The 25138-nt window shown below is 75.8% G+C and carries 23 protein-coding genes; 11 read left to right on the plus strand and 12 right to left on the minus strand.

All coding sequences use genetic code 11. The features are described from left to right. Positions 1–42 precede the first annotated feature (42 nt). On the plus strand, positions 43–711 hold the full coding sequence (locus ACFY23_RS16105) for a 50S ribosomal protein L11 methyltransferase (RefSeq protein ID WP_350684270.1): 669 nt from the start codon (positions 43–45) through the stop codon (positions 709–711). A 9-nt stretch (positions 712–720) separates the two neighbouring features. Further along, positions 721–1884 carry a cytochrome P450 gene (locus tag ACFY23_RS16110; protein WP_350684271.1) on the plus strand — a complete coding sequence of 388 codons (1164 nt, stop codon included), beginning with the start codon at positions 721–723 and terminating at the stop codon, positions 1882–1884. 156 nt (positions 1885–2040) lie between these two features. Here ACFY23_RS16110 and ACFY23_RS16115 read toward each other — a convergent pair whose 3' ends face one another. The 4 genes from ACFY23_RS16115 to ACFY23_RS16130 all read right to left on the minus strand — a co-directional run bounded on the left by ACFY23_RS16115 (position 2041) and on the right by ACFY23_RS16130 (position 6335). Then, positions 2041–2718, minus strand: a complete 678-nt coding sequence (locus ACFY23_RS16115; protein WP_350684272.1) for a response regulator transcription factor — start codon at positions 2716–2718, stop codon at positions 2041–2043. Then, positions 2715–4304 (minus strand): histidine kinase, encoded by a 1590-nt coding sequence (locus ACFY23_RS16120; protein ID WP_350819087.1) that lies wholly within the window; start codon positions 4302–4304, stop codon positions 2715–2717. The genes ACFY23_RS16115 and ACFY23_RS16120 overlap by 4 nt, the downstream gene beginning before the upstream one ends. Before the next feature lie 54 nt (positions 4305–4358). Continuing rightward, positions 4359–5060 (minus strand): dethiobiotin synthase, encoded by a 702-nt coding sequence (bioD, locus tag ACFY23_RS16125; RefSeq protein WP_350683876.1) that lies wholly within the window; start codon positions 5058–5060, stop codon positions 4359–4361. Between the two features lie 138 nt (positions 5061–5198). Beyond that, a complete protein-coding gene (locus tag ACFY23_RS16130; protein WP_350683871.1) occupies positions 5199–6335 on the minus strand; it encodes an 8-amino-7-oxononanoate synthase in 1137 nt (378 codons plus the stop codon). 155 nt (positions 6336–6490) lie between these two features. Between ACFY23_RS16130 and bioB the strand changes: the two genes are divergently transcribed. The 3 genes from bioB to ACFY23_RS16145 all read left to right on the plus strand — a co-directional run bounded on the left by bioB (position 6491) and on the right by ACFY23_RS16145 (position 8291). Beyond that, the gene (gene bioB / locus ACFY23_RS16135; protein ID WP_350683869.1) at positions 6491–7486 is read left to right on the plus strand and encodes a biotin synthase BioB; all 996 of its coding nucleotides are present in this window, start codon (positions 6491–6493) and stop codon (positions 7484–7486) included. A gap of 61 nt (positions 7487–7547) precedes the next feature. Next, positions 7548–7781: a hypothetical protein gene (locus tag ACFY23_RS16140; RefSeq protein WP_350683874.1), complete on the plus strand. Its 234-nt coding sequence runs from the start codon at positions 7548–7550 to the stop codon at positions 7779–7781. 3 nt (positions 7782–7784) lie between these two features. After that, positions 7785–8291 carry a GNAT family protein gene (locus ACFY23_RS16145; protein ID WP_350683867.1) on the plus strand — a complete coding sequence of 169 codons (507 nt, stop codon included), beginning with the start codon at positions 7785–7787 and terminating at the stop codon, positions 8289–8291. Here ACFY23_RS16145 and ACFY23_RS16150 read toward each other — a convergent pair. From ACFY23_RS16150 to ACFY23_RS16160, 3 genes are all read right to left on the minus strand, one after another. Further along, positions 8281–9699, minus strand: coding sequence for a WD40 repeat domain-containing protein (locus ACFY23_RS16150; RefSeq protein WP_350683865.1), 1419 nt, complete (start codon positions 9697–9699; stop codon positions 8281–8283). The genes ACFY23_RS16145 and ACFY23_RS16150 overlap by 11 nt on opposite strands. Next, positions 9699–10214, minus strand: a complete 516-nt coding sequence (locus ACFY23_RS16155) for a SigE family RNA polymerase sigma factor (RefSeq protein ID WP_350683863.1) — start codon at positions 10212–10214, stop codon at positions 9699–9701. Before ACFY23_RS16155 ends, ACFY23_RS16150 begins: the two co-directional genes overlap by 1 nt. 66 nt (positions 10215–10280) lie before the next feature. Then, the gene (locus ACFY23_RS16160) at positions 10281–10805 is read right to left on the minus strand and encodes a DUF488 domain-containing protein (RefSeq protein ID WP_350683861.1); all 525 of its coding nucleotides are present in this window, start codon (positions 10803–10805) and stop codon (positions 10281–10283) included. 553 nt (positions 10806–11358) lie between these two features. Here ACFY23_RS16160 and ACFY23_RS16165 point away from each other — a divergent pair. Continuing rightward, complete coding sequence (locus ACFY23_RS16165; RefSeq protein ID WP_350683859.1) at positions 11359–12144, plus strand: LPXTG cell wall anchor domain-containing protein; 786 nt, start codon at positions 11359–11361, stop codon at positions 12142–12144. 434 nt (positions 12145–12578) lie between these two features. Then, entirely contained in the window at positions 12579–14144 is a 1566-nt protein-coding gene (locus ACFY23_RS16170) for an aldehyde dehydrogenase family protein (RefSeq protein WP_350683857.1), read from the plus strand. Positions 14145–14223: 79 nt separating this feature from the next. Here ACFY23_RS16170 and ACFY23_RS16175 read toward each other — a convergent pair whose 3' ends face one another. Further along, positions 14224–15285: a GNAT family N-acetyltransferase gene (locus ACFY23_RS16175; protein WP_350683855.1), complete on the minus strand. Its 1062-nt coding sequence runs from the start codon at positions 15283–15285 to the stop codon at positions 14224–14226. Positions 15286–15406: 121 nt separating this feature from the next. Then, the gene (locus tag ACFY23_RS16180; protein ID WP_350683853.1) at positions 15407–16111 is read right to left on the minus strand and encodes an amino acid-binding protein; all 705 of its coding nucleotides are present in this window, start codon (positions 16109–16111) and stop codon (positions 15407–15409) included. A gap of 150 nt (positions 16112–16261) precedes the next feature. Here ACFY23_RS16180 and ACFY23_RS16185 point away from each other — a divergent pair, with 150 nt between their 5' ends. Together ACFY23_RS16185 and ACFY23_RS16190 are read left to right on the plus strand one after the other, a co-directional pair. Next, positions 16262–17350 (plus strand): phosphotransferase family protein, encoded by a 1089-nt coding sequence (locus ACFY23_RS16185; RefSeq protein WP_350683851.1) that lies wholly within the window; start codon positions 16262–16264, stop codon positions 17348–17350. Next, complete coding sequence (locus ACFY23_RS16190) at positions 17350–18564, plus strand: acyl-CoA dehydrogenase family protein (RefSeq protein WP_350683849.1); 1215 nt, start codon at positions 17350–17352, stop codon at positions 18562–18564. The genes ACFY23_RS16185 and ACFY23_RS16190 overlap by 1 nt, the downstream gene beginning before the upstream one ends. A gap of 467 nt (positions 18565–19031) precedes the next feature. Here the strand turns inward: ACFY23_RS16190 and ACFY23_RS16195 are convergent, their stop codons facing one another. The 3 genes from ACFY23_RS16195 to ACFY23_RS16205 all read right to left on the minus strand — a co-directional run bounded on the left by ACFY23_RS16195 (position 19032) and on the right by ACFY23_RS16205 (position 22330). After that, positions 19032–20078 carry a LacI family DNA-binding transcriptional regulator gene (locus ACFY23_RS16195; protein WP_350683847.1) on the minus strand — a complete coding sequence of 349 codons (1047 nt, stop codon included), beginning with the start codon at positions 20076–20078 and terminating at the stop codon, positions 19032–19034. Between the two features lie 85 nt (positions 20079–20163). Further along, positions 20164–21597, minus strand: coding sequence for a GH1 family beta-glucosidase (locus ACFY23_RS16200; protein WP_350683845.1), 1434 nt, complete (start codon positions 21595–21597; stop codon positions 20164–20166). 187 nt (positions 21598–21784) lie between these two features. Beyond that, a complete protein-coding gene (locus tag ACFY23_RS16205) occupies positions 21785–22330 on the minus strand; it encodes a plasmid pRiA4b ORF-3 family protein (protein ID WP_350683843.1) in 546 nt (181 codons plus the stop codon). Between the two features lie 150 nt (positions 22331–22480). On the opposite strand from ACFY23_RS16205, the gene ACFY23_RS16210 reads away from it, so the two are divergent. Both ACFY23_RS16210 and ACFY23_RS16215 read left to right on the plus strand, forming a co-directional pair. Continuing rightward, positions 22481–23227, plus strand: coding sequence for a pyrimidine reductase family protein (locus ACFY23_RS16210; RefSeq protein WP_350683842.1), 747 nt, complete (start codon positions 22481–22483; stop codon positions 23225–23227). A 143-nt stretch (positions 23228–23370) separates the two neighbouring features. After that, a complete protein-coding gene (locus ACFY23_RS16215) occupies positions 23371–25125 on the plus strand; it encodes an ATP-binding protein (RefSeq protein WP_350683840.1) in 1755 nt (584 codons plus the stop codon). Positions 25126–25138: the final 13 nt, after the last annotated feature.

The raw sequence follows: 25138 nt of genomic DNA on the forward strand, positions 1-25138 counted from the left end.
CCGCGCCACGCCGGGACGGGGCGACGGGAGACAATCAGCGGCGTGTCCGACCTTTCGACCGCCTTCGTCCGCCTGCACGCCCGCCTCGCCCCGGTCGCCTTCGTCCCCGAGGTGCGGCTGCACCAGGCGGACGACGCCATCGGGCTGTGGGAGCTGACCGAGGGCGAGTTCCGCAGCGCGCAGCCGCCGCCGTTCTGGGCCTTCGCGTGGGCCGGCGGGCAGGCGCTGGCCCGGTACGTCAGCGACCATCCCGAGCTGGTCGCCGGCCGCCGGGTGCTCGACCTCGCCGCCGGCTCCGGCCTCGTCGCCATCGCCGCCGCGCGGGCCGGCGCCGCCGCCGTCCGCGCCGTGGAGATCGACGAGCTGGCCGTCGCGGCCGTGGCGGTCAACGCCGAGGCCAACGGGGTACGCGTCGACGCGGAGCTCGGCGACATCCTCGACGGCGACGCCGGCGGGGCCGAGGTGGTGTTCGCCGGGGACGTGTTCTACAGCGAGGCGATGGCCAACCGGGTGCTGCGCTTCCTGCTCCGGGCCGCCCGCGCCGGGGCCGACGTGCTGGTGGGCGATCCCGGCCGGGCGTTCCTGCCCCGCGACCGCTTCGACGAGCTGGCCGCCTATGACGTGCCGGTGCCCGAGACGCTGGAGAGCGTACGGGTGAAGCGCACCACGGTGTGGCAGTTGCGGGCCGGGCTGCCGGGAGCCGCCCGATAGCGTGTCGGCGTGCTGTTCCGGAGCTGGGCGCAGACCACCGACGCGCACTGGCCGGACGTGGCCCGGGTGGCCGACCACGTGGGTGTCGAACACCTGGTGGTGACCCGGCACGCGCTGGTCCGGGAGGTGCTGACCGACCCGGCGACCTACCGGCCGGACAACGCGCTGGACGCGGTGACCCCGATCCCGGTGGCGGCCCTGCGGGTGCTGGCCGGGCACCGGTTCCGGCTGCCGCCGACCCTGGCGAACAACGGCGGCGCCAGCCACCCGGGGATCCGGGCGATCGTCGCCGAGGCCCTGCACCCGACCCGGGTCGCCGCGCAGCGGCCCTGGCTGGCCGGGCTGGTCCGGGAGCGCCTCACCGCGATCGGCGCCGCCCTGGACGCGGGCACGCCGGTCGACCTCTACGCCGAACTCGCCGCCGACCTGCCGCTGCTGGTGCTGGCCCGGCTGGTCGAGCTGCCCGACGCGCCGGTCGGGGCCGTGAAGGAGTTCGCCCGCGCGGCGCTGGAACTGTTCTGGGCGCCGCTGGACGCCGACCGCCAGTCGGCGCTCGCGGCCGAGGTGGGCCGGTTCCACCGGGTGCTGCGGGAGTTCGCCGAGACCGGGGGCGGGCTGGCCGGGTCGCTGCGGGCGGCCGGGCACCCGCCCGACGTGGTGGTCGGCGCGCTGTTCTTCCTGCTGGTCGCCGGCCAGGAGACCACGTCGCAGTTCCTCACCCTGCTGCTGCACCGGCTGGCCGGCGAGCCGGCCGTGCTGGCCGGCCTGCGGGCCGGCACCGTCGCGGTCGCCGACGTGGTCGAGGAGGGGCTCCGGCTGGAGCCGCCGATCGTCACCTGGCGACGGGTGGCCGCGGTGGACGCCACGCTGGGCGGGACGGCGGTGCCGGCGGGCACCGGCATCGTGCTCTGGCTGGCCCGCGCCGGCCGGGACCCGGCCGCCGTGGACGCGCCCGACGAGTTCCGGCCCGGGCAGCGCGGATCCCGCCGGCACCTGGCCTTCGGGGCGGGCGCGCACCGCTGCGTCGGCGACCAGCTCGCCCGGATGGAGGCGGCGGTGGTGGTCGGCGAGACGGCCCCGCTGCTGGACGGGGTCACCGTCGTCCGCGAGCCGTGGTGCCCCGACAACCTCACGTTCCGGATGCCCGACGCCTTCGTCGTCCGCCGCCGCTGATCCGCCGCCGTGGCGGCGCCCCGGCCCGGCGCGGCGCTCACGCTGACCGTGCTCCGCGCAGCCTCATGGTCACCCCGCTGTTCCCTCAGGAGCCGGGCGAAGCCGCCCGGTGGCGGGGCCGCCGGACCCGCGCCGGCCGTCGACGCTGCTGGACGGTCAGCCGGTGGGCTCGACCAGCCCCGCCTCGTACGCGAGGATCGCCGCCTGCACCCGGTTGCGTACCTCCAGCCGGGTGAAGATGCTGGTCAGATAGCTCTTCACGGTACCCTCGACCAGGTACAGCCGGCGGGCGATCTCGGCGTTGGACAGTCCCGCCCCGACCAGCGCGAGCACCTCCCGCTCCCGCTCGGTCAGCCCGGCGAGCCGGTCCCGCGCCACCGGCCGGCGGGCCACCCGGTCCCCGCCCAGCTCGATCACCCGGCGGGCCACCCGCGGCGACAGATATGCGCCGCCGTCCGCGACGGCGTGCACCCCGGCGATCAGCTCGCGCGGGTCGCCGGCCTTGAGCAGGAATCCGCTGGCCCCGTGCCCGAGCGCCCGGGCCACGTGGTCGTCCTCGCCGAAGGTGGTCAGCATGACCGTCGCGGTCTCCGGCACGAGGCGGCGGATCTCGGCGGCCGCGCTGAGCCCGTCCAGCCTGGGCATCCGGATGTCCAGCAGCGCCACCCGGGGCCGGTGCGCCAGGACGAGGTCCACGGCGGCCCGGCCGTCGGCGGCCTCGCCGATCACCTCGATCCCCGGGTCGGTGGCCAGGATGGCCCGGACACCGGCCCGGATCATCGCCTCGTCGTCGGCGAGGACGACCCGCACCGGGCCGCCCGTGTCGGCGTTCATCCGTTGATCCGCTCCTTGCTGACCAGCCGGCCGTCGGCGAAGCAGAGCCGCCAGGTCGGCTCGGCCAGGGGAAAGTTGCCGTCGGTGTAGTGCTCGCAGCCGGGCCGCGCCGGCTCGGCGGGAGGGTCGAGCTGGCGCCGGGGCAGCCCGGTCAGCGCGGCGCGCTCCGCGCCGAGGGGCATCCGCGCGAAGGCTTCCGCGTCGAGCACCGTTCCGGCCGTGGCGACCGGGTAGTAGACCAGCGACAGGACGAGGGCGAGGCCCGCCGGGGCGCCGAGCGCCGTCAGCAGGCTGCGCCGGACCCGCCGGCGGGCGTCGCGCAGCCGCCGCTCGGCCTCGCCCGGCCGAGGGCCGCCACCGGGACCGGAGGCGTCGCCCGGACCGAGGGCGGCGCTGGGCGGCAGGAGGGCGTCGACGCCGGGGAGGCCACCCACCGGCAGCCGGGCGCGGACGGCGAAACCGCCACCACCATGGGGACCGGCCGTCAGGGCACCACCGGCGAGGCGGACCCGCTCGGTGAGGGCGAGCAGGCCGGAACCGCTGGACGGCGGGCCGGGCAGCGGCCCGGCCGGTGGCGGCGCGTTCACGACGGACACCTCGACCCGGTCGTCGTCGCGGGCCAGGCTGACGGTGACCGCCGCGCCGGGCGCGTACCGGGCGGCGTTGGTGAGCGCCTCCCGGACCACCCGGTGCAGGGTGCGCGCGGTGGCTGCCGGCAGGTCCGGCAGCCCGCCCGGTGGGTCCACGTCGACCGCCATGCCGGCCTCCCGGGCCCCGTCGACCAGGTCCGCGACGGTCTCGTCGGCCGGCCGGGTCGTGGCCGCCCCGCCCTCGTCCCGGAGCACCCCGATGATCCCGTGCAGCCGTTCGGTGGCGGCCGCGACGCTGGCCCGCAGCTCGCCGGCGGCGGCCCGGTGCGCGGGGGCGAGGTCGTCGGTGACCTCCAGGGTGGCCGCGCGCAGGGCGATCAGGCTCAGGTCGTGCCCGAGCGAGTCGTGCATCTCCTGGGCGATGCGGGCCCGTTCCCGCAGCCGGATCCGCTCCGCGGCGCCCCGCTGTTCGCGGTCCCTCGCCTCGGCGTGCCGCCGGCCGGCGTCGGCCAGGGCGGCCTGCTGGCGCCGGTACCGCCCGACGAGCCACGGAAACACCCCGGCGAAGAGCAGCACCGAGGCGAGCAGGAACCAGGTGGCCGCGCCGGTGCCGAGCAGCCCCAGGTTGAGCGCGGTGCCGCCGGCCGCGATCGCGCCGAAGGCGAGGGCGGCCGGCACGGCGGTGGCGCTGCGGCGGCCGGCCAGGTAGCTGAACACCGGGATCGCGAAGAGGAAGTTGCCGTCCAGCAACGAGCCGAGCACCACCGCCACCAGGGCGGCGACCGGCCACCGCCGGCTCACCGCGACCGCCGCGGCGAGCAGCAGCAGCGCGCCGACCGTCAGGGCGAAGGCCCGCCCGGAGTGCGGCGGCGTGACGCCCGCGTACCCGATCGGGGCGGCGGTCACCAGCCACAGGAACAGGTCACCGGTCCACCGCCGGACGCCCGCCCGAGCCTCGCGTCCGCCGCCCGCGCGCGCGGGCCACCAGCTCTCCACGGCGGCCAGGCTACCCACGCCCGACCTGGGCGGGCACCGACGAAAGTCAGGTGCTCACATCTCGTCGGCCCAGGCACGCCAGTCGTCGAGCACCCCGTAGAGCGCCGGAGTGAGCCAGCCGGGCGCGGACCGCCGGAACACCCCCGGGTCCATCGCGCCGGCACCGGCCGGCAGGGCGCCCAGCAGGTGCGGCACCAGATCGGTGAGGTTGGCCCAGTGCACCAGCTCCGGGTCGGCCGGCCACGCGCCGATCACCACGCCCGCCGGCACCGCCCGGCGTTCCAGGGCCTCCAGGGTGAGCGCGGTGTGGTTCAGGGTGCCGAGCCCCGCCCGGGCCACCACCACGGCCGGGCAGCCCAGCGAGACCGCCAGGTCGGCCACCGTCCAGGGCTCCCCCGACGGCCGCAGCCCCATCGGTACGAGCAGCCCGCCCGCGCCCTCCACCAGCACCAGGTCGTGCTTCTCGGCCTCCTCGCGGACCGCGTCGACGGCGGTGTACAGCTCCAGCGGCTCCAGCTCGGCGACCCGGGCCGCGGCCAGCGGGGCGAGCGGATCCGGGAAGCTGGCCAGGGTGCGGCCCGTCAGCGGGGCGGCCAGCCGGGTGACGGAGTCGACGTCGCCGGGCTCGCCGGTGGCCGTACCCGTCTGGCCGGGCTTGACCACCGCGACGCGCAGGCCGGCGGCCTGCGCCGCGGCCGCGATCGCCGCCGTCACCACGGTCTTGCCGACCTCGGTGTCGGTGCCGGTCACCAGCACCGGCCCCCGCCACGGCGTGGTCACCGTGCCACCTCGGTTCGCGACTGCGGGGCTCGCAAAACCGGCTCACTCCTCGCGCTCACGGTGCCACCTCGGTTCGCGACTGCGGGGCTCGCAAAACCGGCTCACTCCTCGCGCTCACGGTGCACACTCCACGATGACCTCCAGGGCCCGCTCGAAGTCCCGCCGGGGCACCCCCGCGCCGATGGTGAGTCGCAGCCGGGACCGGCTGTCCGGGGTGGACGGAGGGCGGAAGCAGCCGACGGCGACGCCCCGGTCGCGGCAGTCGGCCGCCCACGCGGTCGCGGCCTCGGGTCCTGGCGCGGTGACCGAGACGACCGCGCCGTCGGGGTCGGAGACGGCCAGGCCGGCGGCGGTCAGCCGGCGTACCGCGAGGGCGGCCCGCTCGGTCAGCTCCGCGCGCAGGTCGTCGCCGGCGCGGGCCAGCCCGACGGCGGCGTGCACGCCGGCGGCGACCGCCGGGGGCAGCGCGGTGTCGAAGATGAACGTCCGCCCGGTCTCGACCACGTGCCGGACGAGCGCGGCCGGCCCGGCGACCACGCCGCCCGCGCCGCCGAGCGCCTTGGACAGGGTCGCGGTGACCACCACGTCGGGCTGGCCGGCGAGACCGGCGGCGGCGACGCCCCCGGCGCCCGCCGGGCCGGTCACTCCGAGGGCGTGCGCGTCGTCGACGAGCAGCAGCGCGCCGTGCTCCCGGGCGACGGCGTGCAGCCGGGCCAGCGGGGCGAGGTCGCCGTCGACGGAGAAGACCGACTCGGTGACGACCACCGCCGGCCGGCCCGGCGCGGCGGCGAGCGCGGCGGCCACCGCCGCCACGTCGGCGTGCGGCGTCACCACCGTCTCCGCGCCCGAGATCCGGCAGCCGTCGATCAGCGACGCGTGGTTGTGGGCGTCGGAGACGAGGAGCGTACGCGGCCGCACGAGCGCCCGGACCGCCCCGAGGTTGGCCAGGTAGCCGGACGAGAAGACGAGCGCGCGGTCGGTGCCGAGCCAGTCGGCGAGGGCGTCCTCGAGCGCGTGGTGCGCGTCGGTGGAGCCGCGCACCAGCCGCGACCCGGTGGCCCCCAGCCCGTACGCGGACAGCGCCCGCGCCGCCGCGGCGGTGACCTCGGGGTGGGTGGCCAGGCCGAGGTAGTCGTTGCCGGCCAGGTCGACCACGGCGTCGCCGGCGGCCCGGGGCAGCAGCGTGCGGGTCAGCCCCGCCTTCGCGCGCAGCTCGGCGCGGCGGTCGAGCGCCGCCAGCCAGTCCGCCACCGTCACCCCCACGCCGCCCGTGCCGACCGTCGTCGGCTGCTTCCGCCGGGCGAAATTACCACCCGTCGGACCTGGCCCGGCGCGTCCACCCCGGCGCCGTCGGCCCGACACGCTGGCCGTTTCTCCCGGCCGGGCGGCCTTGTAGGGTACGAGCCATGCCAGAGATCCTCGACCAGGCCCGAACCCAGGTGCTGGAGAACGGCGTCGGTCTCGACGAGGCCGGCGTCCTCGCCGTGCTGAACCTGCCCGACGAGCACCTGCCCGCCGCTCTCCAGCTCGCCCACGAGGTACGGATGCGCTGGTGCGGCCCCGAGGTGGAGGTCGAGGGGATCGTCTCGCTGAAGACCGGCGGCTGCCCGGAGGACTGCCACTTCTGTTCGCAGTCCGGCCTGTTCACCTCGCCGGTGCGCTCGGTCTGGCTGGACATCCCGTCGCTGGTCGAGGCGGCGAAGCAGACGGCCGCGACCGGTGCGACGGAGTTCTGCATCGTGGCCGCCGTACGCGGTCCGGACGCCCGGCTGATGAAGCAGATGCGCGAGGGCGTCGCCGCGATCAAGGCCGAGGTCGACATCCAGGTGGCCGCGTCCCTGGGCATGCTCAGCCAGGAGCAGGTCGACGAGCTGGTCGACATGGGCGTGCACCGCTACAACCACAACCTGGAGACCTGCCGCTCCTACTTCCCGAACGTGGTCACCACGCACTCGTGGGAGGAGCGCTGGGAGACGCTGCGGATGGTCCGCGAGTCCGGCATGGAGGTCTGCTGTGGCGGCATCCTCGGCCTCGGCGAGACGGTGGGGCAGCGGGCCGAGTTCGCCGCGCAGCTCGCCGAGCTGGACCCGCACGAGGTCCCGCTGAACTTCCTCAACCCCCGGCCCGGCACCCCGCTGGGCGACCGCCCGGTGGTGGAGGGCAAGGACGCGCTGCGCGCGATCGCCGCCTTCCGGCTCGCGATGCCGCGCACCATCCTGCGGTACGCGGGCGGCCGGGAGATCACCCTCGGTGACCTGGGCACCCGCGACGGCCTGCTGGGTGGCATCAACGCGGTGATCGTCGGCAACTACCTGACCACCCTGGGCCGGCCGGCGACCGCGGATCTCGAGCTGCTCGACGACCTGAAGATGCCGGTCAAGGCGCTCTCCGCGACGCTGTGAGCGCCCGGTGACGACGAGCGACGCGGCGCGCGTCCCGGTGCCGGCGGGCGACGCGGCGCGCGTGCCGACGACGGCGCGCGACGCGGTGCCGGCGGCCGGCGGCGGGGTGGCCCCCGACCCGTGGTGCGACCGGTGCGGGGAGCCGGCCGGCGCCGGCGCCCACGCGGCCTGCCGGGCGGCGCGCGAGCTGGAGCCGCCGCGGTACTGCGCGCGGTGCCGCCGCCGGATGAAGGTGCAGGTGCTGCCGGTCGGCTGGGCGGCGGTCTGCGTCGAGCACGGCGAGATCCGGGGCTGAGGGATGCTGCGGGGCAGGGCGGTCACGCTGCGTCCGGCCACCGCGGCCGACGTGCCGGCGCTCGCCGCGATCCGCGCCACCCCGCAGGTGCGGCGCTGGTGGCGCGGCGGCGACGACCTCGCCGCGGCCGTGCGGGCCGACCTGGCCGACGACGACCTGTCGGTGTACGCGATCGAACACGACGGCCGGGTGGTCGGCGCCATCCAGTGGTACGCCGAGGACGACCCGGACTACCGGCACGCCAGCCTGGACGTCTTCCTGGACCCGTCGGTGCACGGCCGGGGGCTCGGGCCGGACGCCATCCGCACCCTGGTCCGGCACCTGGTCGAGGCGTACGGGCACCACCGGTTCACCATCGACCCGGCGGCGGCGAACACCCCGGCCGTGCGCAGCTACGCCAAGGTCGGCTTCCGGCCGGTAGGCGTGCTGCGCCGTTACGAGCGCGGCGAGGACGGCCGCTGGCACGACGGGCTGCTGATGGACCTGCTCGCCGACGAGCTCACCGACTGACCGCCCGGCGCCGGCGCAGGCGCCACCACAGCAGCGCCCCGACGGCCCCACCGACCACCAGCAGCAGCACCGGCACGGCCGGCAGCAGGAGGAGCGGCCGGGCCGGGAATGGACGCGGGTCGTCAGCCGGGCCGCCGAACCGGCCGGCCTCCATCAGGTGGCGCGCCACGTCCATCGCCCGCACGCCGTCGGGCGGGTCGAGCAGCACCTGGACGCGCCCGTCGGGGACCAGCGACACCAACTGCACGTGGCCGGTCTCCCGGTAGCCGGTGTCGTCCCACTCGTTGCTCTCCCCCATCATCATGCCGGGCTCCGGGGCGTACCGGAGCGCGACCAGGGCACGGCCGTGGCTCCAGCCCAGCGCCCGCAGGGCCTGCCCCTGCGTCGGGGGCACGGCGGGGCCGGTGCCGTCCTGGCCGGTCGCCGCGTCGACGTAGCCGGTCCGCCAGGTGCGGGCGGCCCGCTGGTCGGCGTCGCACATGCTCTGGCAGCCGTCGAGACGGAAGACGGCGACCGCCGAGCCGTCGGGGGTGAACGCGCCGACCCCGGCGAGCCGCTCGTCCGGCCCCAGCTCGCGGGACCAGGCGACGGTGCCGGCGCGGTCCAGCATGATCAGCTCGCCGCCGGCGTCGACGGCGATGCGGGTGCCGTCCGGGGAGAACGCGGCCAGCGACCCGGTGCGCAGGCTCCACCGGTCGCCGAGGTCGCCCCCCACCCGGCGGCTGGCGCCGGTGGCCAGGTCCAGCAGGAGCAGCCGGCTGGGGCGCACCCCGTCGCCGTCCGGGTCGCCGTCCTGGTGGTGCAGCACGAGCAGGGCGTCGCCGCCCGGGGCCCAGGCGACCGGCGTGGTGCAGCAGGTGCTGTCCGCCCCGCCGGCGAAGGACCGCCGGTCGCCGGTGATGAGGTCGGTCACGTGGACCCACCCGTCGGCGGAACCGTCCGCGACGTACCGGCTGTCCGGAGAGAGCAGCACGTCGACCCCGGCGCTGCGCTCGGCGTCGCCGTAGAGCAGCGTGCGGTACTTCCCGCCCATGCCGAGCACCGCCACCTTGCCCTCGTGGTCGATCGGGTCGATGCCGCGGAGGCCGAGGCGGTCGCCGCCGCTGAACAGCAGCGACGCCCGGCCGGGCGGATCCTGCTCGACGGTCGCCTGCCACATGTACGGCACCCCGATCTGGCGCGGCACGGCGTCGGGCACGGAGCCCGTCATCGACCGCTGCTCGACGGTGCCGAGCGTCACCGGCACGCCGAGAGCGCAGGCCAGCACCGCCACCAGCGACACCACGGCAGTCCGCCGGCGCGCCCGCCGCCGTAGCCGCCGTCCCGCCGCCCACGGGTCGTCGCCCAGCCGGACCGGTGGCATCCGCTCGCCCAGATCCCGCAGCACGTTCCGCAGCTCCTCGCCCATCACGCCTCCCCCGCCGTCGCGCCGACCAGCTCGGCCAGTTCGGGAGCGTGCGTACGCAGCCGCGCCAGCGCGTCCCGGGTCTGGCTCTTGACCGTGGAGACCGAGCAGTCGAGCACCTGGGCCGTCTCCACCTCGGTGAGGTCCTCGTAGAAGCGCAGCACCAGCACGGCCCGCTGCCGGGGCGCCAGCCGGGCCAGCGCGGCCCGCACCACCAGGGCGCGGGCGACGTCGGCGCTGCCGTCCGGCAGAGCCTGCTCCGGCGGCTCGGCGTGCAGGTCCACGCCCCGCCACCGGCGCCGCCACAGCGACACGTGCTGGCTGTACATGGTGCGCCGCACGTACGGGTCGGGGTCGCCCGACCCGCTGATCCGCTCCCAGTGCCTGGCGACCCGCACCAGGGTGAGCTGGACGAGGTCCTCGGCCTGGTGGCGGTCGCCGGTCAGCAGCCACGCCGCGCGGGACAGCGCCGCGATGCGCCCCGACACGTACGCGCGGAACGACTCCTCAGGGTCCACACCCCACCTCCCGATCAGGACCACGCGCGGCGACGCCCCGACGGGTGGGTCCGGTGGAGAAGTTTCTCAGCCGTCCCAGACGAGGTCTCCGCCGCCGAGCCGGCGGGCACCTGCGGCGGGCCGGTGCGGGGCGAGCCGCCCGTCGGGCATCAGGTGAACCGCCGGCACGCCGCGCCCCAGCGCGGCCACGTCGGCGATCAGCCGCCGGTGGCAGCGCCACCAGACGCTCTCGCTGCACATGACCGCCGTGGTCCGGGCCGCCGCGTCCGCGAGCACCGCGTCCAGCGCCGCCCGGAAGTCGGCGGTACGGGTGTACGCCGCGTACGCCCGGAAGGCGGCGACGGTCCACCAGTTGTCCGGCTCGGCGGCGCCGGCCGGGGTGTGCCGCCGCCCGCCGAGGCGCTGCTCCCAGCGGTAGTCGATCCCGGCCGCCGGCAGCCAGCGTGCCAACTCCTCCCGGCGGACGTCGGGGTTGGTGCGGCTCGCGGGGAACCGCCGCACGTCCACGACGAGGGCGACCCCGGCGCCGGCGAGCAGCTCGCCCAGCCGCGTCCGGTCCGCCGCCCCGTGCCCCACCGTCACCAGCTCCACGTGGAGGGGATGCCCCGAATCCTGGACAGTTACCGTCCTCGGGAACGGAAGCTGTCCACGATCCGCGGGCCGGCGGTCGGGGATCCGGCGGCGCAGGGCCGGGCGGGCGGCGAGGGTGGGACGGATGTGGCCCGCCCCTCCCGCCGACGGGGCCGACGCCCTCGACTGGCTGGCGTTCGACCAGGCGGCTGGCGGCCCGTGAAGTGAATCTTGGACGGTTCCCGCGCGTCGCGAACGGGAACCGTCCAAGATCCGCTCGACCGGCGAGCCTCAGGGGACGGCGCAGGGGTGCCGCCCGAGAGCCCGGCGGGCCGGGGCCCGGGCCGGTGTGGGTGCCGTGACGACCGCCAGGATGGACCGGGCCCCGGCGGGCCGGAGCGTCCGCGGGGCCGATCGCGTTACGTCGACACGCCTGAGGGAAGTGCGGAATTTCGACGCCGAGCCGCTCGATCCTGCCGCGTCGCCGCAGCTCAATCCGATAGACCGATGTCCACGACCGTCACGCGGCGTGCGATCATGTGCTGTCCCCTCGATCAACTCCAGAGGAGCCCTCATGGCACACCGTCGGCGCGTGGCGCGCGCGGCCGTTTCCACAGTCGCCGCCACGGCCTGTCTCGCACTCGCCACCCCGGCCTGGGCGTCGAGCACCATCCAGATCAACCCCGACCACAAGGACGAGACCGCCAGCGGCTTCTCCACGCAGGAGTGCGAGGACGAGCGCTTCGACGGCCTCACGGCCGGGCAGGACGGGTGGCACTTCGTGCTTCCCGGCGGCGCGAAGTCCGGAAGCTTCGAGAGCCTCACCCTGACCTTCGACAACGGCACCGGCCCGGTGACCGTGAAGGTGCCGGACGCCTCCGACGCCTACCCCGACCACCTCTACTCCGCGGGCGGCCGGGTCATCCACGCCTACGTGTTCACCCCGGCCGGCTGGACCCTGCTGGACGGCAGCGCCACCATCAGCGGCACCGCCGACAAGTTCAACCTGAGCCACACCTGCGCCGGCACCACCTCGACGCAGTCCCCGAGCCCGACCCCCACGACGTCGACCTCCCCGTCGCCGTCGACCTCGGTGTCGCCCTCGACGTCGGTGTCCCCGTCGGAGTCCACCTCCCCGGGCGGGTCCGTCTCGCCGTCGGAGTCGGTCTCGCCGTCGACGTCCGTCACGCCGTCGGAGAGCACGGGCGGCAGCGGTGGCGGCGACGACGAGGACGAGGGCGGCCTGCCGCTGACCGGCGTGGCGACCACCAGCATCGCGCTGGGCGGCCTCGCCCTGATCGGCGGCGGCGCGCTGCTGATGCTGCGCCGCCGGCGCGACAACGTCACCTTCACCAGCTGACCCACCTGACGCCCGACCGGCCGCCGGACACCTCGTCCGGCGGCCGGTCGCCTTTTCGACCGCCCGGCCGCCGTGGCGCCCGTCGGCCGACGCCACGTCCCGACCCGACGGCCAGCGCGTCGGTCCGTCGGAGCCGCTCGCGCCCGGCCGACCGGCCCGGCGTCGGCCGGCTCCGAAGCCACCGACGGCAGGCCGGTCGACGCCGCCCGGACATTCATCACATCATCTAAGTCAATGGATCGTTTGTCCGCGTACGACCAGCTCAGAGCTGCGGTCGGGGGCCGGTAGGTCGCGCCACGGCCGGCCGGGCGCGGGCCGGGCGTTCCGGCATACGAACGTACTGTTGCCGCGCCGCTTTCCGGCGCGCGACAGTACGCGACACCAGCGGTGCCATCGACGCCGCCGCTCCCCCGGCCAACCCTGAGGAGAACGCGATGGCTCTACGACTCGCCGACGGCACCGCCTGGTCCGACACCCTCGCCCGCGCGGTGGCCGCCGCGCCGGAGGCGTTCGGCCCCCCGGTCGACGGCGTCACCACGCTGCACAACCTCGTGCGCGGCGACTGGCACCCGGTGGGCACGCCCAGCCCGGTCCGCACCCCGGTCGACAACACCGTCCTGGTCAACCTGGCCCGCCTCGACGCGGAGACCGCGCGCGCCGCGGTCGCGCACGCCGCCGCCGCGCACCGCGCCTGGGCCGACACCCCGCTCGCCGAGCGCAAGGCCCGGGTCACCGACGCGCTGGACGCCCTCACCGCCCACCGCGACCTGCTCGCCCTGCTGCTGGTCTGGGAGATCGGCAAGCCGTGGCGGCTGGCCTGCGCCGACGTGGACCGGGCGCTGGACGGCGTCCGCTGGTACGTCGGCGAGATCGACCGGATGCTCGCCGACGGCCGGGAGCCGCTGCCCGGCCCGGTCAGCAACATCGCGTCGTGGAACTACCCGATGAGCGTGCTCGTGCACGCCGAGCTGGTGCAGCTGCTCGCCGGCAACGCGGTCATCGCCAAGACCCCGTCCCAGGGCGGGGCGGTCTGCCTCACCGTCGCGCACGCGCTGATGCGCCGCGCCGGGCTGCCCGCCGCCCTGGTCTCCGGCGGCGGCGAGGAGCTGTCCGAGGTCCTCGTCCGGGCGCCGGAGATCGGCGCGGTGGCGTTCGTCGGCGGGCGCTCCAACGGCGGCAAGGTCGCCGCCGCCCTGCTCGACTCCGACAAGCGGCACTTCATCGAGCAGGAGGGCCTCAACGCCTGGGGCATCTGGAACTTCTCGCAGTGGGACCTGCTCGCCGGGCACCTCAAGAAGGGCTTCGAGTACGGCAAGCAGCGCTGCACCGCGTACCCGCGCTTCGTGGTCCAGCGGGACCTGGTCGACGAGTTCCTCGACATGTACCTGCCGGTGGTGCGTTCGGTCCGGTTCGGACACCCGCTCGCCGTCGGCGCCGACTGGACCGCCGGGGACCCGCTGCCCGAGCTGGACTTCGGTCCGCTGATCAGCGCCGCCAAGGCCGACGAGCTGCGCCGCAAGGTCGACGAGGCGGTACGCGGCGGCGCGATCCCGCTGCACCGGGGCAAGCTCGACAACGCGCCGTTCCTGGACGGGCAGGACACCTCCGCGTACGTGGCGCCGTCGGTGCTGCTGGCTCCGCCCGGCCGGTCCCGGCTGATGCACGCCGAGCCGTTCGGCCCGGTCGACACCATCGTGGTGGTGGACACCACCGACGAACTGCTGGCCGCCATGAACGCCTCCAACGGCGCGCTGGTCGCCTCGCTCGCCTGCGACGACGAGGAGCTGGCCGGGAAGTTGGCGGTCGACCTCCAGGCGTTCAAGGTGGGCATCAACAAGCCGCGCTCGCGGGGCGACCGGGAGGAGCCGTTCGGCGGTCGGGGCGCCTCCTGGAAGGGCGCCTTCGTCGGCGGCGACCTGCTGGTGCAGGCGGTCACCGTGGGCGGCGACGGCCGCCTCTACGGCAACTTCCCCGACTACAGCAGCTACCCGACGACCTGAGGTGCGGGGAAGGGCCCTCCGTCAACGCATCCTGTTGGCCGGGGGCCCTCCCGTCACCCCCGCATTCCGCTGCCGGGCGTCACCGAGGTGCCCGTCCTTCCACGGTGGCCCCGGCGGCGAGCGGGACGGTGAGGGTGAGCACGGCGCCGTCGCGCTCGGTCGGCATCGGTCGGCCGAGCCGCCGCAGGGTGCGCAGCATCGGGGCGTTCTCCACGTGGACGTGCAGCACCAGGGCCGCGTACCCGGCCTGATCGGCGTGCCGGACCAGCCGGCGCAGCAGGGCCGAGCCGAGCCCCCGCCGCTGCCAGTCGTCGCGGACCAGCAGCGCCACCTCCGCCTCGTCGCCCTCGGCGAGCAGGTTCGCCATCGCCACCACCGTCTCCGTCGGCCCGGCGTCGCCGCCGGCCGTGGCGAGCAGGGTCAGGCCCTGGGCCGGCTCCAGCAGCCGGCGCAGCCGGGCCGCCGAGGGCATCGCCGCGCCACCCAGGTAGCGGCGGTGCCGGCTGCGCGCCGAGCAGGCCTCGTGCAGCTCGACGACGCCCGGCAGGTCGTCGGCGCCCGCCGGGCGTACGACCGCCTCGGCGCCGTCGGGCAGGACCAGGGTGGCCTGCTCGGCGGCCCGGCGCGCGACGGTGGCGGACAGCTCCGCCAGCGCCTGGGCCCGGGCGTACTCGGCGGGGGTGAAGCCGGGAGCGGCCCGGCGCAGCGCGAACGAGCCCCCGCCCGGGTCGGCGAGCAGCATGGTGGTGCCGGTGATCCCGGCGCCGGTGCCGGCCGGCGCGGGCCGCCAGGTGACCGTGTCCGCGCCGAGCAGGGTGCGCAGCGCCTCTCCGGCCGCGTCCGGGTCCCGCACCAGCCGGTTGGCCAGGCCGAGCACCCGGGTGGGCTCGTCGGCCAGCCCGCGCGCCTCGCTGCGGGCGACCCAGCAGTCCCGCCCCCGCCCCCGCTCCACGGCGGCGACGAGGTCGGCCTCGGCGAGCGTGTCGGGCGCGTCGACCAGGAAGTCGTCGACCGCCCCCCGCTCGGTGGTGTGCACCTGCACGGCGAGGATGTTGACCCCGCGCAACGCCAGGCTGGCCGTGAGCACCGACAGATAGCCCGGCCGGTCGTCCACGGTCGCCCGGATCCGCCACAGCGTCATGGTTGCCTCCCCTTCTCCCGTACGACCCTCGCCGGTGCCTGTTGCGGGCCGGTTGCCCTGCGGTGACGGCTCGGATCGGCCGCCGCGACCTGCGCCACAGTCACCACCGGGCGGGCCGGGCTCAGGGGTTCGCCACCGCCGGCGGGGCCCCGACCAGGTCGAGCCGGTCGCCGAGGATCACCGCGCTGGCCCGGACGAGCTGCGCCAGCCGGTCCACCTCGGTGGCGTGGAACGCCGCCGCGGCCGGCGTCCCGGTGCGCTCGCGGGCCACCACCAGCACCAGGCCGGCCCGGCCGAACGGCGCGACCGCGAAGTGCTCCCCGTCGGGCGCGGTCATCGCCCGGGCGCGCAGCGGGGTCACCTCCGGCAGCCGCGGCGGTACGGGGGCGCGCCAGCTCGCGTAGCCGACGGTCACCTCCCCGGTGGTGCCGGTCCGCGCGGCCCAGTCCACGGGCACCGCCGCGGCCACGGCCCAGTCCGCGGCGAGCAGCCCGGGCACGGCGTCGACCAGGGTCGCCACCCCCTCGGCGGGGTTCGCCGCGACCTGGGCCAGCAGTTCGGCGTCCTGCCCGGTGGTGGTGGGCGCGCCGATCGCCCGCCACACCCCGTCCACCCGGACCCCGGGGATCGCGGCCAGGCCGGCCAACAGCCGCTCCACCCGCGCCGCGCCCGGCCAGACCACGGTGAAGTCGTCCACCGCCCGCCCGCCGAGCCGCTCCAGGACGACCACCTGGACGATGTCCGCGCCGGACACGCCCATGGTGCGCGCCACCTGGCCGAGCGTGCCCGGACGGTCCGGCAGGGTGACCCGAACTCGCAGCAACATGTCTGAACCCTCCGCTCGGCGGGCCGGCACCGCTGGCCGGCAGGCTGGGCACCAGCCTGACCCGTGGCCGTTTCCCCCCTGTTGCGGCGGCATGTCCCGGGGGTCACATCCGACCTTGACAACCTGGCGGGGCTGCCATCAACTAATCGGATGACCGAGCCGGCCGTCGACGCGCACGGGCCGGGGAACGGCGCCGCCCCCGCCGCCTCGCCCCGGGGGTTGGATCTGGCCCGGCTCGCCGGCTACCTGGCGCGGCACCGGCCCGAGCTGGCCGACGGTCCGCTGCGGGCCCGGCTGATCGCCGGCGGCAAGTCGAACCTGACCTACCTGCTGCACGCCGGCGGGCAGGAGCTCGTGTTGCGCCGCCCGCCGCTCGGGCACGTGCTGGCCACCGCGCACGACATGGCCCGGGAGCACCGGGTGATCTCCGCGCTGGCGCCGACCGACGTGCCGGTGCCGCGGGCGCTGCTGCTGTGCGCTGACCCCGAGGTGATCGGCGCGCCCTTCTACCTGATGGAGCGGGTGCGCGGCGAGGTGTTCCGCACCCGCGCCCAGACGGACCCGCTCACCGCCGGCCAGCGCCGGGAGCTGGCGATGGCGATGATGGACACCCTCGCCGCCCTGCACGCCGTCGAGCCGGCGTCGGTGGGGCTGGGCGACTTCGGCCGGCCGGAGGGCTACCTCGCCCGGCAGGTCCGCCGCTGGTCCGGCCAGCTCGACCGCTCCCGCAGCCGGCCGCTGCCCGGCATCGAGGAGCTGCGCGACCTGCTCGCCGCCACCGCGCCGGAGGGCGCCAACGCGGGCCGGATCGTGCACGGCGACTACCGGCTGGACAACCTCCTCGCCACCGTCGACCCGGTGGCCGTCCGGTCGGTGCTCGACTGGGAGATGGCCACCCTCGGCGACCCGCTGGCCGATCTCGGGCTGCTGCTGACCTACTGGGACGTGCTCGGCGGCAGCGACGCGGCGGCCGGCAACCCGGTCGCCGACGGGCTCGGCCCGCGCGCCGGCTTCCCCACCGGGTCGGAGCTGATCGAGCGGTACGCCGGGCGCGGCGACGTCGACGTGGGGCCGCTGCACTGGCACGTCGCGCTCGGCTGCTTCAAGCTCGCGGTGATCTGCGAGGGCATCCACTACCGGCACACACTCGGGCAGACGCTCGGCGAGGGCTTCGACCGGATCGGCGACATGGTGGCACCGCTGGTCGAGCACGGGCTCACCGCCGCCGGGGAGCGGTGATGGACTTCGCGTACGACGCCCGCACGCAAGCGCTGCGGGGCGAGCTGACCGAGTTCCTGGAGCAGCACGTCTATCCCGCCGAGCCGGTGCACGCCGCGCAGGTCGCCGCCGCCGGTGACCCCTGGGCGCGGCCGCCGGTGCTGGCGGAGCTGAAGGCCGAGGCACGCAAGCGCGGCCTGTGGAACCTCTTCCTCCCCGACCCGCGCCACGGTGCCGGGCTGACCAACCTCCAGTACGCCCCGCTGGCCGAGCTGACCGGGCGCAGCCCGCACCTCGCGCCGGAGGCGGTCAACTGCGCCGCGCCGGACACGGGCAACATGGAGCTGCTCGCCGAGTTCGGTTCGCCGGAGCAGCAGGAGCGCTGGCTGCGGCCGCTGCTGGAGGGCGAGATCCGTTCGGCGTTCTGCATGACCGAGCCGGAGGTCGCCTCCTCGGACGCGACCAACATCGCCACCCGGATCGTCCGGGACGGCGACCACTACGTGATCAACGGGCGCAAGTGGTGGTCGTCGGGGGCGATGGACCCGGCCTGCGAGATCTTCATCGTGATGGGCAAGACCGACCCGGGGGCCGACCGGCACCGCCAGCAGAGCATGGTCCTGGTGCCCCGGGACACTCCCGGCGTCTCGGTCCGCCGGGGCATGACGGTGTTCGGCTACAGCGACGCCCCGCACGGCGGGCACGCCGAGATCGACTTCACCGACGTCCGGGTGCCGGCGGAGAACCTGGTCGGGGCGGAGGGCGGCGGCTTCGCGATCGCCCAGGCCCGGCTCGGCCCCGGCCGGATCCACCACTGCATGCGGCTGGTCGGCATGGCGGAGCGGGCCCTCGAGCTGCTCTGCCGGCGGGTCACCGAGCGGGTCGCGTTCGGCCGGCCGCTGGCCGAGCAGGGCGTCGTGCGCGAGTGGATCGCCGAGTCGCGGGTGCGCATCGAGCAGGCCCGCCTGCTGGTGCTCAAGACCGCTTGGCTGATGGACACCGTGGGCAACAAGGGCGCGCACACCGAGATCCAGGCCATCAAGATCGCCACGCCGGCGATGGCCGAGTGGGTGATCGACAGGGCCATCCAGGCGTACGGCGGCGCCGGCGTCAGCCAGGACACCCCGCTGGCCGCCCTCTGGGCCCAGGCCCGCACCCTGCGCCTGGCCGACGGCCCGGACGAGGTGCACCGCGCCTCGCTCGCCAAGCGCGAACTCCGCCGCTGGTCGGACTGACCCCCACCGAGCGCCGCCGGCCGGACCCCGGGCTCGCCCGACGTACCAGGTGGCCGAGCGAGGGCGGGCCGACCGGCGCCCTTGCGGTGACGGCGGCGGCGGGGGTACCGCCCCATCGGCCCTTTCGAGCTGATGTCGCAGACGATTCACCGACGGCCGGCAACCTGCGCGGCGGCGCGTGCGAGTGACGCACTCGGCCCTACGCGGCGGCGCGTGCGAGTGACGCACTCGGCCCTACGCGGCGGCGCGGGCGAGTGGGCGGCGGGCGAGTGGGGCGGACCGACACCCGTAGCCGCCGAGTGAGGACGGACGGCGGCCCGGTTGACGGAGCCGGTGGACCGCCGTGATGTCGTAGACGATTCAGCTCCAAAGGCGCCGGACCGGATACCCGCCGGGCGTCGCAGACACGCCGAGAAGGAGACGGCGGGGCGGCCGCGACCCGGTCAGGCGGGACGGCCGCGACCCGCTCAGGCGGAGGCGCGCTCGACGAGCTGGGTGTCGAGCAGGATGTGGGGGGACGGGAGCTCGTCGCCGCGGATGCGGGAGACCAGCAGGCGGGCCATCTGCCGGCCCATCTCCTCCACCGGCTGGAAGACCGTGGTCAGCGGCGGGTCGGACTGCCGGGCGATCGGGGCGTCGTCGAAGCCGACCACCGCCACGTCCTCCGGCACCCGCCGGCCCGCCTCGCGCAGCGCCCGCAGCGCGCCGAACGCCATCAGGTCGGAGGCGACGAAGACGGCGTCGAGGTCGGGGCAGACCTCCAGCAGCCGGCGCATCCCGGCCGCCCCGCTGCCCTCGCTGAAGTCCCCGTACGCGATCAGGTCGGGGTCGACCGCGCCCCCGACGGCCTCGACCGCCTCCTTGTAGCCGGTCAACCGGCCCAGGCCGGCGCCCATGTCCTGCGGGCCGGCGATGGTGGCGATGCGCCGCCGACCCCGGCCAGCCAGGTGTTCCACGGCCTGGCGGGCGCCGCCGACGTTGTCCACGTCGACGTAGTGCGCGGGCTGCGCGCCGGGCGGGAGCATCCGGGCCGGCCGCCCGCCGAGCACGGTGGGCAGGCCGCGCTCCGCCAGCAGGGTGGGCAACGGGTCGGAGTCGTGCAGCGACAGCAGCAGGACCCCGTCGACGTGCTGGTTGGTCAGGTGGTGCTCGACCCGCTCCCGCTCGACCGGCGACTGCACCATGGCGAGCCAGAGCTGCAGCGGGGTCTCCAGCAGCCCCGAGCTGACGCCCCGGACGATGCCGGCGAAGAACGGCTCGGTGAAGACCCGGTCGCCGGACTCGGAGACGACCAGGGCGATGGAGTCGGTGCGCTGGGTGACCAGGGCGCGGGCGGCGCGGTTCGGCACGTACCCCAGCTCGGCGATGGCCTGCTGCACCGCGGCGCGCGCCTCGGGGCTCACCTGCGGTGAGCCGTTGACCACCCGCGAGACCGTCCCGCGGCCGACGCCGGCGCGGGCGGCGACGGCGTCGAGGGTCGGGCGCCCGAGGGACCGGGTGCGCTGCGTTGTCATCGTCTGCTCCTCCGACGGCGGGCCGGCCCCGGCCCCGCCCTCGGCGGGTGGTTGCCGGGGCCGCCCGTTGCTGGCTGGCCCTCGCCTATTGTGCGGCCAGACCGTTGCGTCGGATCACCTCGGCGTACCACCTGGCGCTGGACTTGGGGATCCGGGCCTGACTGTCGTAGTCGACGTAGACCATCCCGAAGCGCTTGGTGTAGCCCCAGGCCCATTCGAAATTGTCCATCAGCGACCAGGCGAAGTATCCGCGCAGGGGCACGCCGGCCTCGATCGCCTCGTGCGCGGCGCGCAGGTGGGCGTCGAAGTACGCCACCCGGTCGACGTCGTCGACCCGTCCGTCGACCACCGCGTCGACGAAGGCCGCGCCGTTCTCGGTGACGTAGAGGGGCAGGTCCGTGTACTCCTCGCGCACCCGGCGCAGCGTCTCCACCAGGCCCGGGGCGTCGATCTCCCAGTCCATGTCGGTGACCGGGACGCCCCGGGTGACGAACCGGACGTCCTCGCTGCCGGGCCAGCAGGACGGCGCCCGCCAGTACGGCTCCGGCTCGGCGCCCGCCACCGGGGCGGCGACGACGTGGCGGCTGTAGTAGTTGACGCCGACCAGGTCCAGCGGGGTGGCGATGGTCGCCAGGTCTCCGTCGCGCACGTGCCCGAAGTCGGTGACCCGGGCGAGGTCGGCCATCAGGTCCGCCGGGTACGACCCGCGCAGCAGCGGGTCGAGGAAGAACCGGTTGGCCAGCCCGTCGATGCGCCGGGCGGCGTCGACGTCGGCGGGCGCGTCGCTGGCCGGGGTGACCGGGTAGAGGTTGACCGTCACCCCGACCTCGGCGGCCGGCCGGGCCGCGCGCAGCGCCCGCACGGCGAGGCCGTGGCCGAGCATCAGGTGGTGTCCGGCCCGGACGGCGTCCGCCCCGTCGGAGCGGCCCGGCGCGTGCACCCCGGAGCCGTAGCCCAGGAACGCCGAGCACCACGGCTCGTTCAGCGTGGTCCAGTAGCGCACCCGGTCGCCGAGGGCGTCGGCGACCAGCGTGGCGTAGTCGGCGAACCGCGCGGCCGTGTCCCGGGCCGGCCAGCCGCCCGCGTCCTCCAGCGGTTGCGGCAGGTCCCAGTGGTAGAGGGTGAGCCACGGCTCGACGCCGTGCGCCAGCAGCTCGTCGACGAGGCGGCGGTAGAAGTCCAGCCCCTCGGCGTTGGCCGGGCCCGACCCGCCGGGCTGCACCCGGGGCCAGGAGACCGAGAACCGGTACGACCGCAGCCCCAGCTCGGCCATCAGCGCGACGTCCGGCCCGAGGCGGTGGTAGTGGTCGCAGGCCACGTCGCCGGTGTGCCCGGCGACCACCCGCCCGGGGGTGTGGCTGAAGGTGTCCCAGATCGACGGGGTCCGGCCGCCCTCGGCCGCCGCGCCCTCGACCTGGTACGCGGCGGTCGCCGCGCCCCAGAGGAAGCCGGGCGGGAAGGTCAGCGGTGTGCGGTCGTCGAGGACGCCGAGGGCGGGCGGGGTGGCGGGGTTGCTCACGACGCGACGGCACCTTCCATGATCCCGCGCGGTGTCGCGGGCGGACGACGGGAACGCCAGCGGGGCATGCAGCGCTCCCACGAGCATGTCGGGGCTGCCAGGGGGTGTCAACGAACGAATGGGAGCGTTCCCAGATCGTTACCGCAGCCGCCGCCGCACGATGCGGAGCCGGCCGGGGGTGAGGCGTTCAGCAGAAGCGACGCAGCAGGGTGGCGACGCGGCCGGCGTCGAACGCGGCCGGGTCGAAGCGCTCGCCCACCCAGTCCCGCATCGACCGGTGCTCGGGGTGGCCGGGGTCGGCCAGCGCGGCCAGCAGGGCCTGGTAGCCGATCGGGCCGCCCACGTCCTCCGGCGGGCACGCCCGCTCCCCGTCCAGGCAGGACGGGTAACGCTCGTCGGGGTCGGCGGTGAAGGCGTCCTCCACCACCAGGTCGTGCTCCCACCAGTCGCCGAAGTCGTAGGTGTAGTGGAACCGGCTGCCCTTGCCGACCACCGCGTCGAGCCGGACGTCCAGTTCGTCGCGCAGGGCCAGCTCGCCGTCGGGGTCGGGCTCGCCGTACTGCCGGCCCTCGATCTCGAACGAGTGCAGGTGGCAGTCCCGCCAGCCCATGCCGTGCTGCACCACCCGGTGCACCCGGTCCAGCGTGTAGCCGCCCGGGACGAGCACCCGGCGCCAGACGGACGGCCGGACCCCGGCCAGGGAAATCTTCAGCTGGAAGATCTGACGCGGCATGCTGTCCCATCCTTCCTCGGCATAGGCTGCGAGCATGATCTGCCGAGCGTGCCGGGCGAGGCGGCACGACGACTGTCCGGGGCGGAACTGGTGCGACTGCCAGCACCGTACCCCCCGACCCACCCCTCCGGTCACCGGTCCGGCCAGCGAATGAGCGTCGGAATCCCGATTTCGGCGCTCTGGCCCGACCCGTCGGCGCAGCCGCTGGACGACGCCGCGCTCACGGCGCGCTACGGGCGAGCGGGCCGCCCCCACCTGCGGGTGAACTTCGTGACGAGCGTCGACGGCGCGGTCGCCGTCGACGGGTACTCCGCCGGGCTCTCCGGCGAGCCGGACAAGCGCGTCTTCGGCCTGCTGCGGATGCTCTGCGACGCCCTCGTCGTCGCCGCCGGCACCCTGCGGCACGAGGGCTACCGTGCGGTCCGGCTCGACGAGCGGCGCCGGGCGTGGCGCCGGGAGCGCGGCCTGCCCGATTACCCGACCCTGGTGGTCGTCTCCGGCTCGCTCGACCTCGACCCGGCGCAGGCCGCGTTCGCCGACGCGCCGACGCGGCCCGTCGTGCTCACCCGGTCCGACGCGGCGGCGCCGCCCGGCCTGACCGACGTCGCCGACGTGGTGCGCTGCGGCGACGACCGGGTAGACCTCGCCGCGGGCCTGGCCGAGCTGCGCCGCCGCGGCTTCGACGAGCTGCTCTGCGAGGGCGGGCCCCGGCTGTTCGGCGCGCTCACCGCCGCCGGCCTGGTGGACGAGGTCTGCCTCACCGTCGCCCCGCTGCTCGCCGGGGCGGGCCCGGGACGGATCACCGCCGGGGAGCCCAGCGAGGTGCGTCACCTGCCGCTGCGGCACGTGCTCGCCGCCGGCGACGGCACGCTGATGCTGCGGTACGCCCGCGACTGAGCGTGCTCGGTCGGACACCCTGCGACGGGGTGGCCGGCCGGGTGCGTGGCGTCCGCCGCGTCGCGTGGCAACCTGTCGTACTCCTGCGGCAGGATGCACCACGTGTGCCCCGACCGTGACGACCAGCCGACCGGAGTTGCCCGATGACTGACGACGGGTTCGACGGCCCGGGCGAGGAGGTCGGCCGGGTGCTGGGCACGGCCGACGCCACCCCCCTGCAGTTCTGGACGGCGGTCTCCCCCGGCAGCTACCTCCAGCTCGACGACGTGGTGGTGACCCGCCGGGAGCTGCCCGACCGCGAGCCGGTGACGATCGCCGGGGTGGTCACCCAGGTGCGTGCCCGGCACGAGGGAGCCCAGTTCGACTCCGACGTCTTCGCCATCGCCGACGGCACCCTGCCGGCGCAGGTGCAGGAGGCCGCCGAGATCACCACCACCCGCGTCGACCCCGAGCTCTACGTGCCGCCGTCGCCCGGCGCGGTGGTGCACCGCGCCGAGGGCGACGCCCGGGCGCGGGCGCTGCACTTCGACCGGATGGAGCGGCGGATCCCGATGGGGATGGGCCGCGACGGGGTGCCGGTCTACCTCAACGCCGACTTCCTCGACGGCAGCCGGGGCGCGCACGTGTCGATCTCCGGCATCTCCGGCGTCGCCACGAAGACGAGCTTCGCCACCTTCCTGCTCTACTCGGTCTTCCGCTCCGGAGTGCTCGGCGGCGACGCCGTCAACGCCAAGGCGCTCATCTTCAACGTCAAGGGCGAGGACCTGCTCTTCCTCGACCATCCCAACACCCGCCTCGACGACGCCACCCGCGCCGCCTACGCGAAGCTCGGCCTCACCGCCGGCGCGTTCCCCGACGTGCGGGTCTACGCACCGCCCAGGGTCGGCGACTCCTCCGGCACGCCCGACGTGAGCAGCCGCCTCACCGGGGTGGACAGCTTCTACTGGACCCTCGCCGAGTTCTGCGCCGACCGCCTGCTGCCCTACGTCTTCGCCGACGCCGACGACGAGCGCCAGCAATACACCATGGTCGTCCACTCGGTCGCCGCCCACCTGGCCCGGCACGCCCAGCCCGCCGACGGCGGGGTGAGCATCGACGGGGTGCGGCTCGGCTCGTACGCCGACCTGGTCGACCACGTCGTCGAGCAGCTCAACGACGACGAGACCCGCTCCGACTGGGCCGGCAGCGCGGTCGGGCTGGGCACGGTCAACGCGTTCGCCCGCCGGCTGATCGGCAGCAAGAAGGACCTGTCCCGGCTGATCCGGGGCGACCTGGCCACCCGCCGCCCGCACTCGATCAACACCGCCGAGAGCGCCCAGGTCACCGTGGTCGACCTGCACAACCTGCCGGACCGCGCGCAGCGCTTCGTGGTCGGCGTGACGCTCAAGAGCGAGTTCGAGCGCAAGGAGAAGGCCGGCACCGCCAAGCCGCTGCTCTTCGTGGTGCTCGACGAGCTCAACAAGTACGCCCCCCGCGAGGGTTCCTCCCCCATCAAGGAGGTGCTGCTCGACATCGCCGAGCGGGGCCGCTCGCTCGGGGTGATCCTGGTCGGCGCCCAGCAGACGGCGAGCGAGGTGGAGCGGCGGATCGTCACCAACTCGGCGATCCGGGTGGTCGGCCGGCTCGACCCGGCCGAGGCGTCCCGCCCGGAATACGGCTTCCTGCCGCCCGCCCAGCGGCAGCGCGCGCTGCTGGCCAAGCCCGGCACGATGTTCGTCAACCAGCCCGACATCCCGGTGCCGCTCTGCCTGGAGTTCCCGTTCCCGGCCTGGGCCACCCGGGTCTCCGAGGCCGGTCGGGCACCGTCGGAGACGCTCCGGTCGATCACCCAGTCCGCCGACCCGTTCGCGGTGGTGGGCTCCGGCGGCGGCACCAGCGACGACGACATCCCGTTCTAGGGGGACCGGTGAG

Source organism: Micromonospora sp. NPDC000121 (assembly GCF_042899165.1).
In the GTDB taxonomy this organism is placed as follows: domain Bacteria; phylum Actinomycetota; class Actinomycetes; order Mycobacteriales; family Micromonosporaceae; genus Micromonospora.

Coding starts and splice junctions, on each gene's coding strand:
- ACFY23_RS16115 (WP_350684272.1), bottom strand. CDS start 2,718: ATGAACGCCGACACGGGCGGCCCGGTGCGGGTCGTCCTCGCCGACGAC.
- bioB (WP_350683869.1), top strand. CDS start 6,491: ATGCCAGAGATCCTCGACCAGGCCCGAACCCAGGTGCTGGAGAACGGC.
- ACFY23_RS16145 (WP_350683867.1), top strand. CDS start 7,785: ATGCTGCGGGGCAGGGCGGTCACGCTGCGTCCGGCCACCGCGGCCGAC.
- ACFY23_RS16150 (WP_350683865.1), bottom strand. CDS start 9,699: ATGGGCGAGGAGCTGCGGAACGTGCTGCGGGATCTGGGCGAGCGGATG.
- ACFY23_RS16165 (WP_350683859.1), top strand. CDS start 11,359: ATGGCACACCGTCGGCGCGTGGCGCGCGCGGCCGTTTCCACAGTCGCC.
- ACFY23_RS16170 (WP_350683857.1), top strand. CDS start 12,579: ATGGCTCTACGACTCGCCGACGGCACCGCCTGGTCCGACACCCTCGCC.
- ACFY23_RS16175 (WP_350683855.1), bottom strand. CDS start 15,285: ATGACGCTGTGGCGGATCCGGGCGACCGTGGACGACCGGCCGGGCTAT.
- ACFY23_RS16180 (WP_350683853.1), bottom strand. CDS start 16,111: ATGTTGCTGCGAGTTCGGGTCACCCTGCCGGACCGTCCGGGCACGCTC.
- ACFY23_RS16185 (WP_350683851.1), top strand. CDS start 16,262: ATGACCGAGCCGGCCGTCGACGCGCACGGGCCGGGGAACGGCGCCGCC.
- ACFY23_RS16190 (WP_350683849.1), top strand. CDS start 17,350: ATGGACTTCGCGTACGACGCCCGCACGCAAGCGCTGCGGGGCGAGCTG.
- ACFY23_RS16195 (WP_350683847.1), bottom strand. CDS start 20,078: ATGACAACGCAGCGCACCCGGTCCCTCGGGCGCCCGACCCTCGACGCC.
- ACFY23_RS16205 (WP_350683843.1), bottom strand. CDS start 22,330: ATGCCGCGTCAGATCTTCCAGCTGAAGATTTCCCTGGCCGGGGTCCGG.
- ACFY23_RS16210 (WP_350683842.1), top strand. CDS start 22,481: ATGAGCGTCGGAATCCCGATTTCGGCGCTCTGGCCCGACCCGTCGGCG.
- ACFY23_RS16215 (WP_350683840.1), top strand. CDS start 23,371: ATGACTGACGACGGGTTCGACGGCCCGGGCGAGGAGGTCGGCCGGGTG.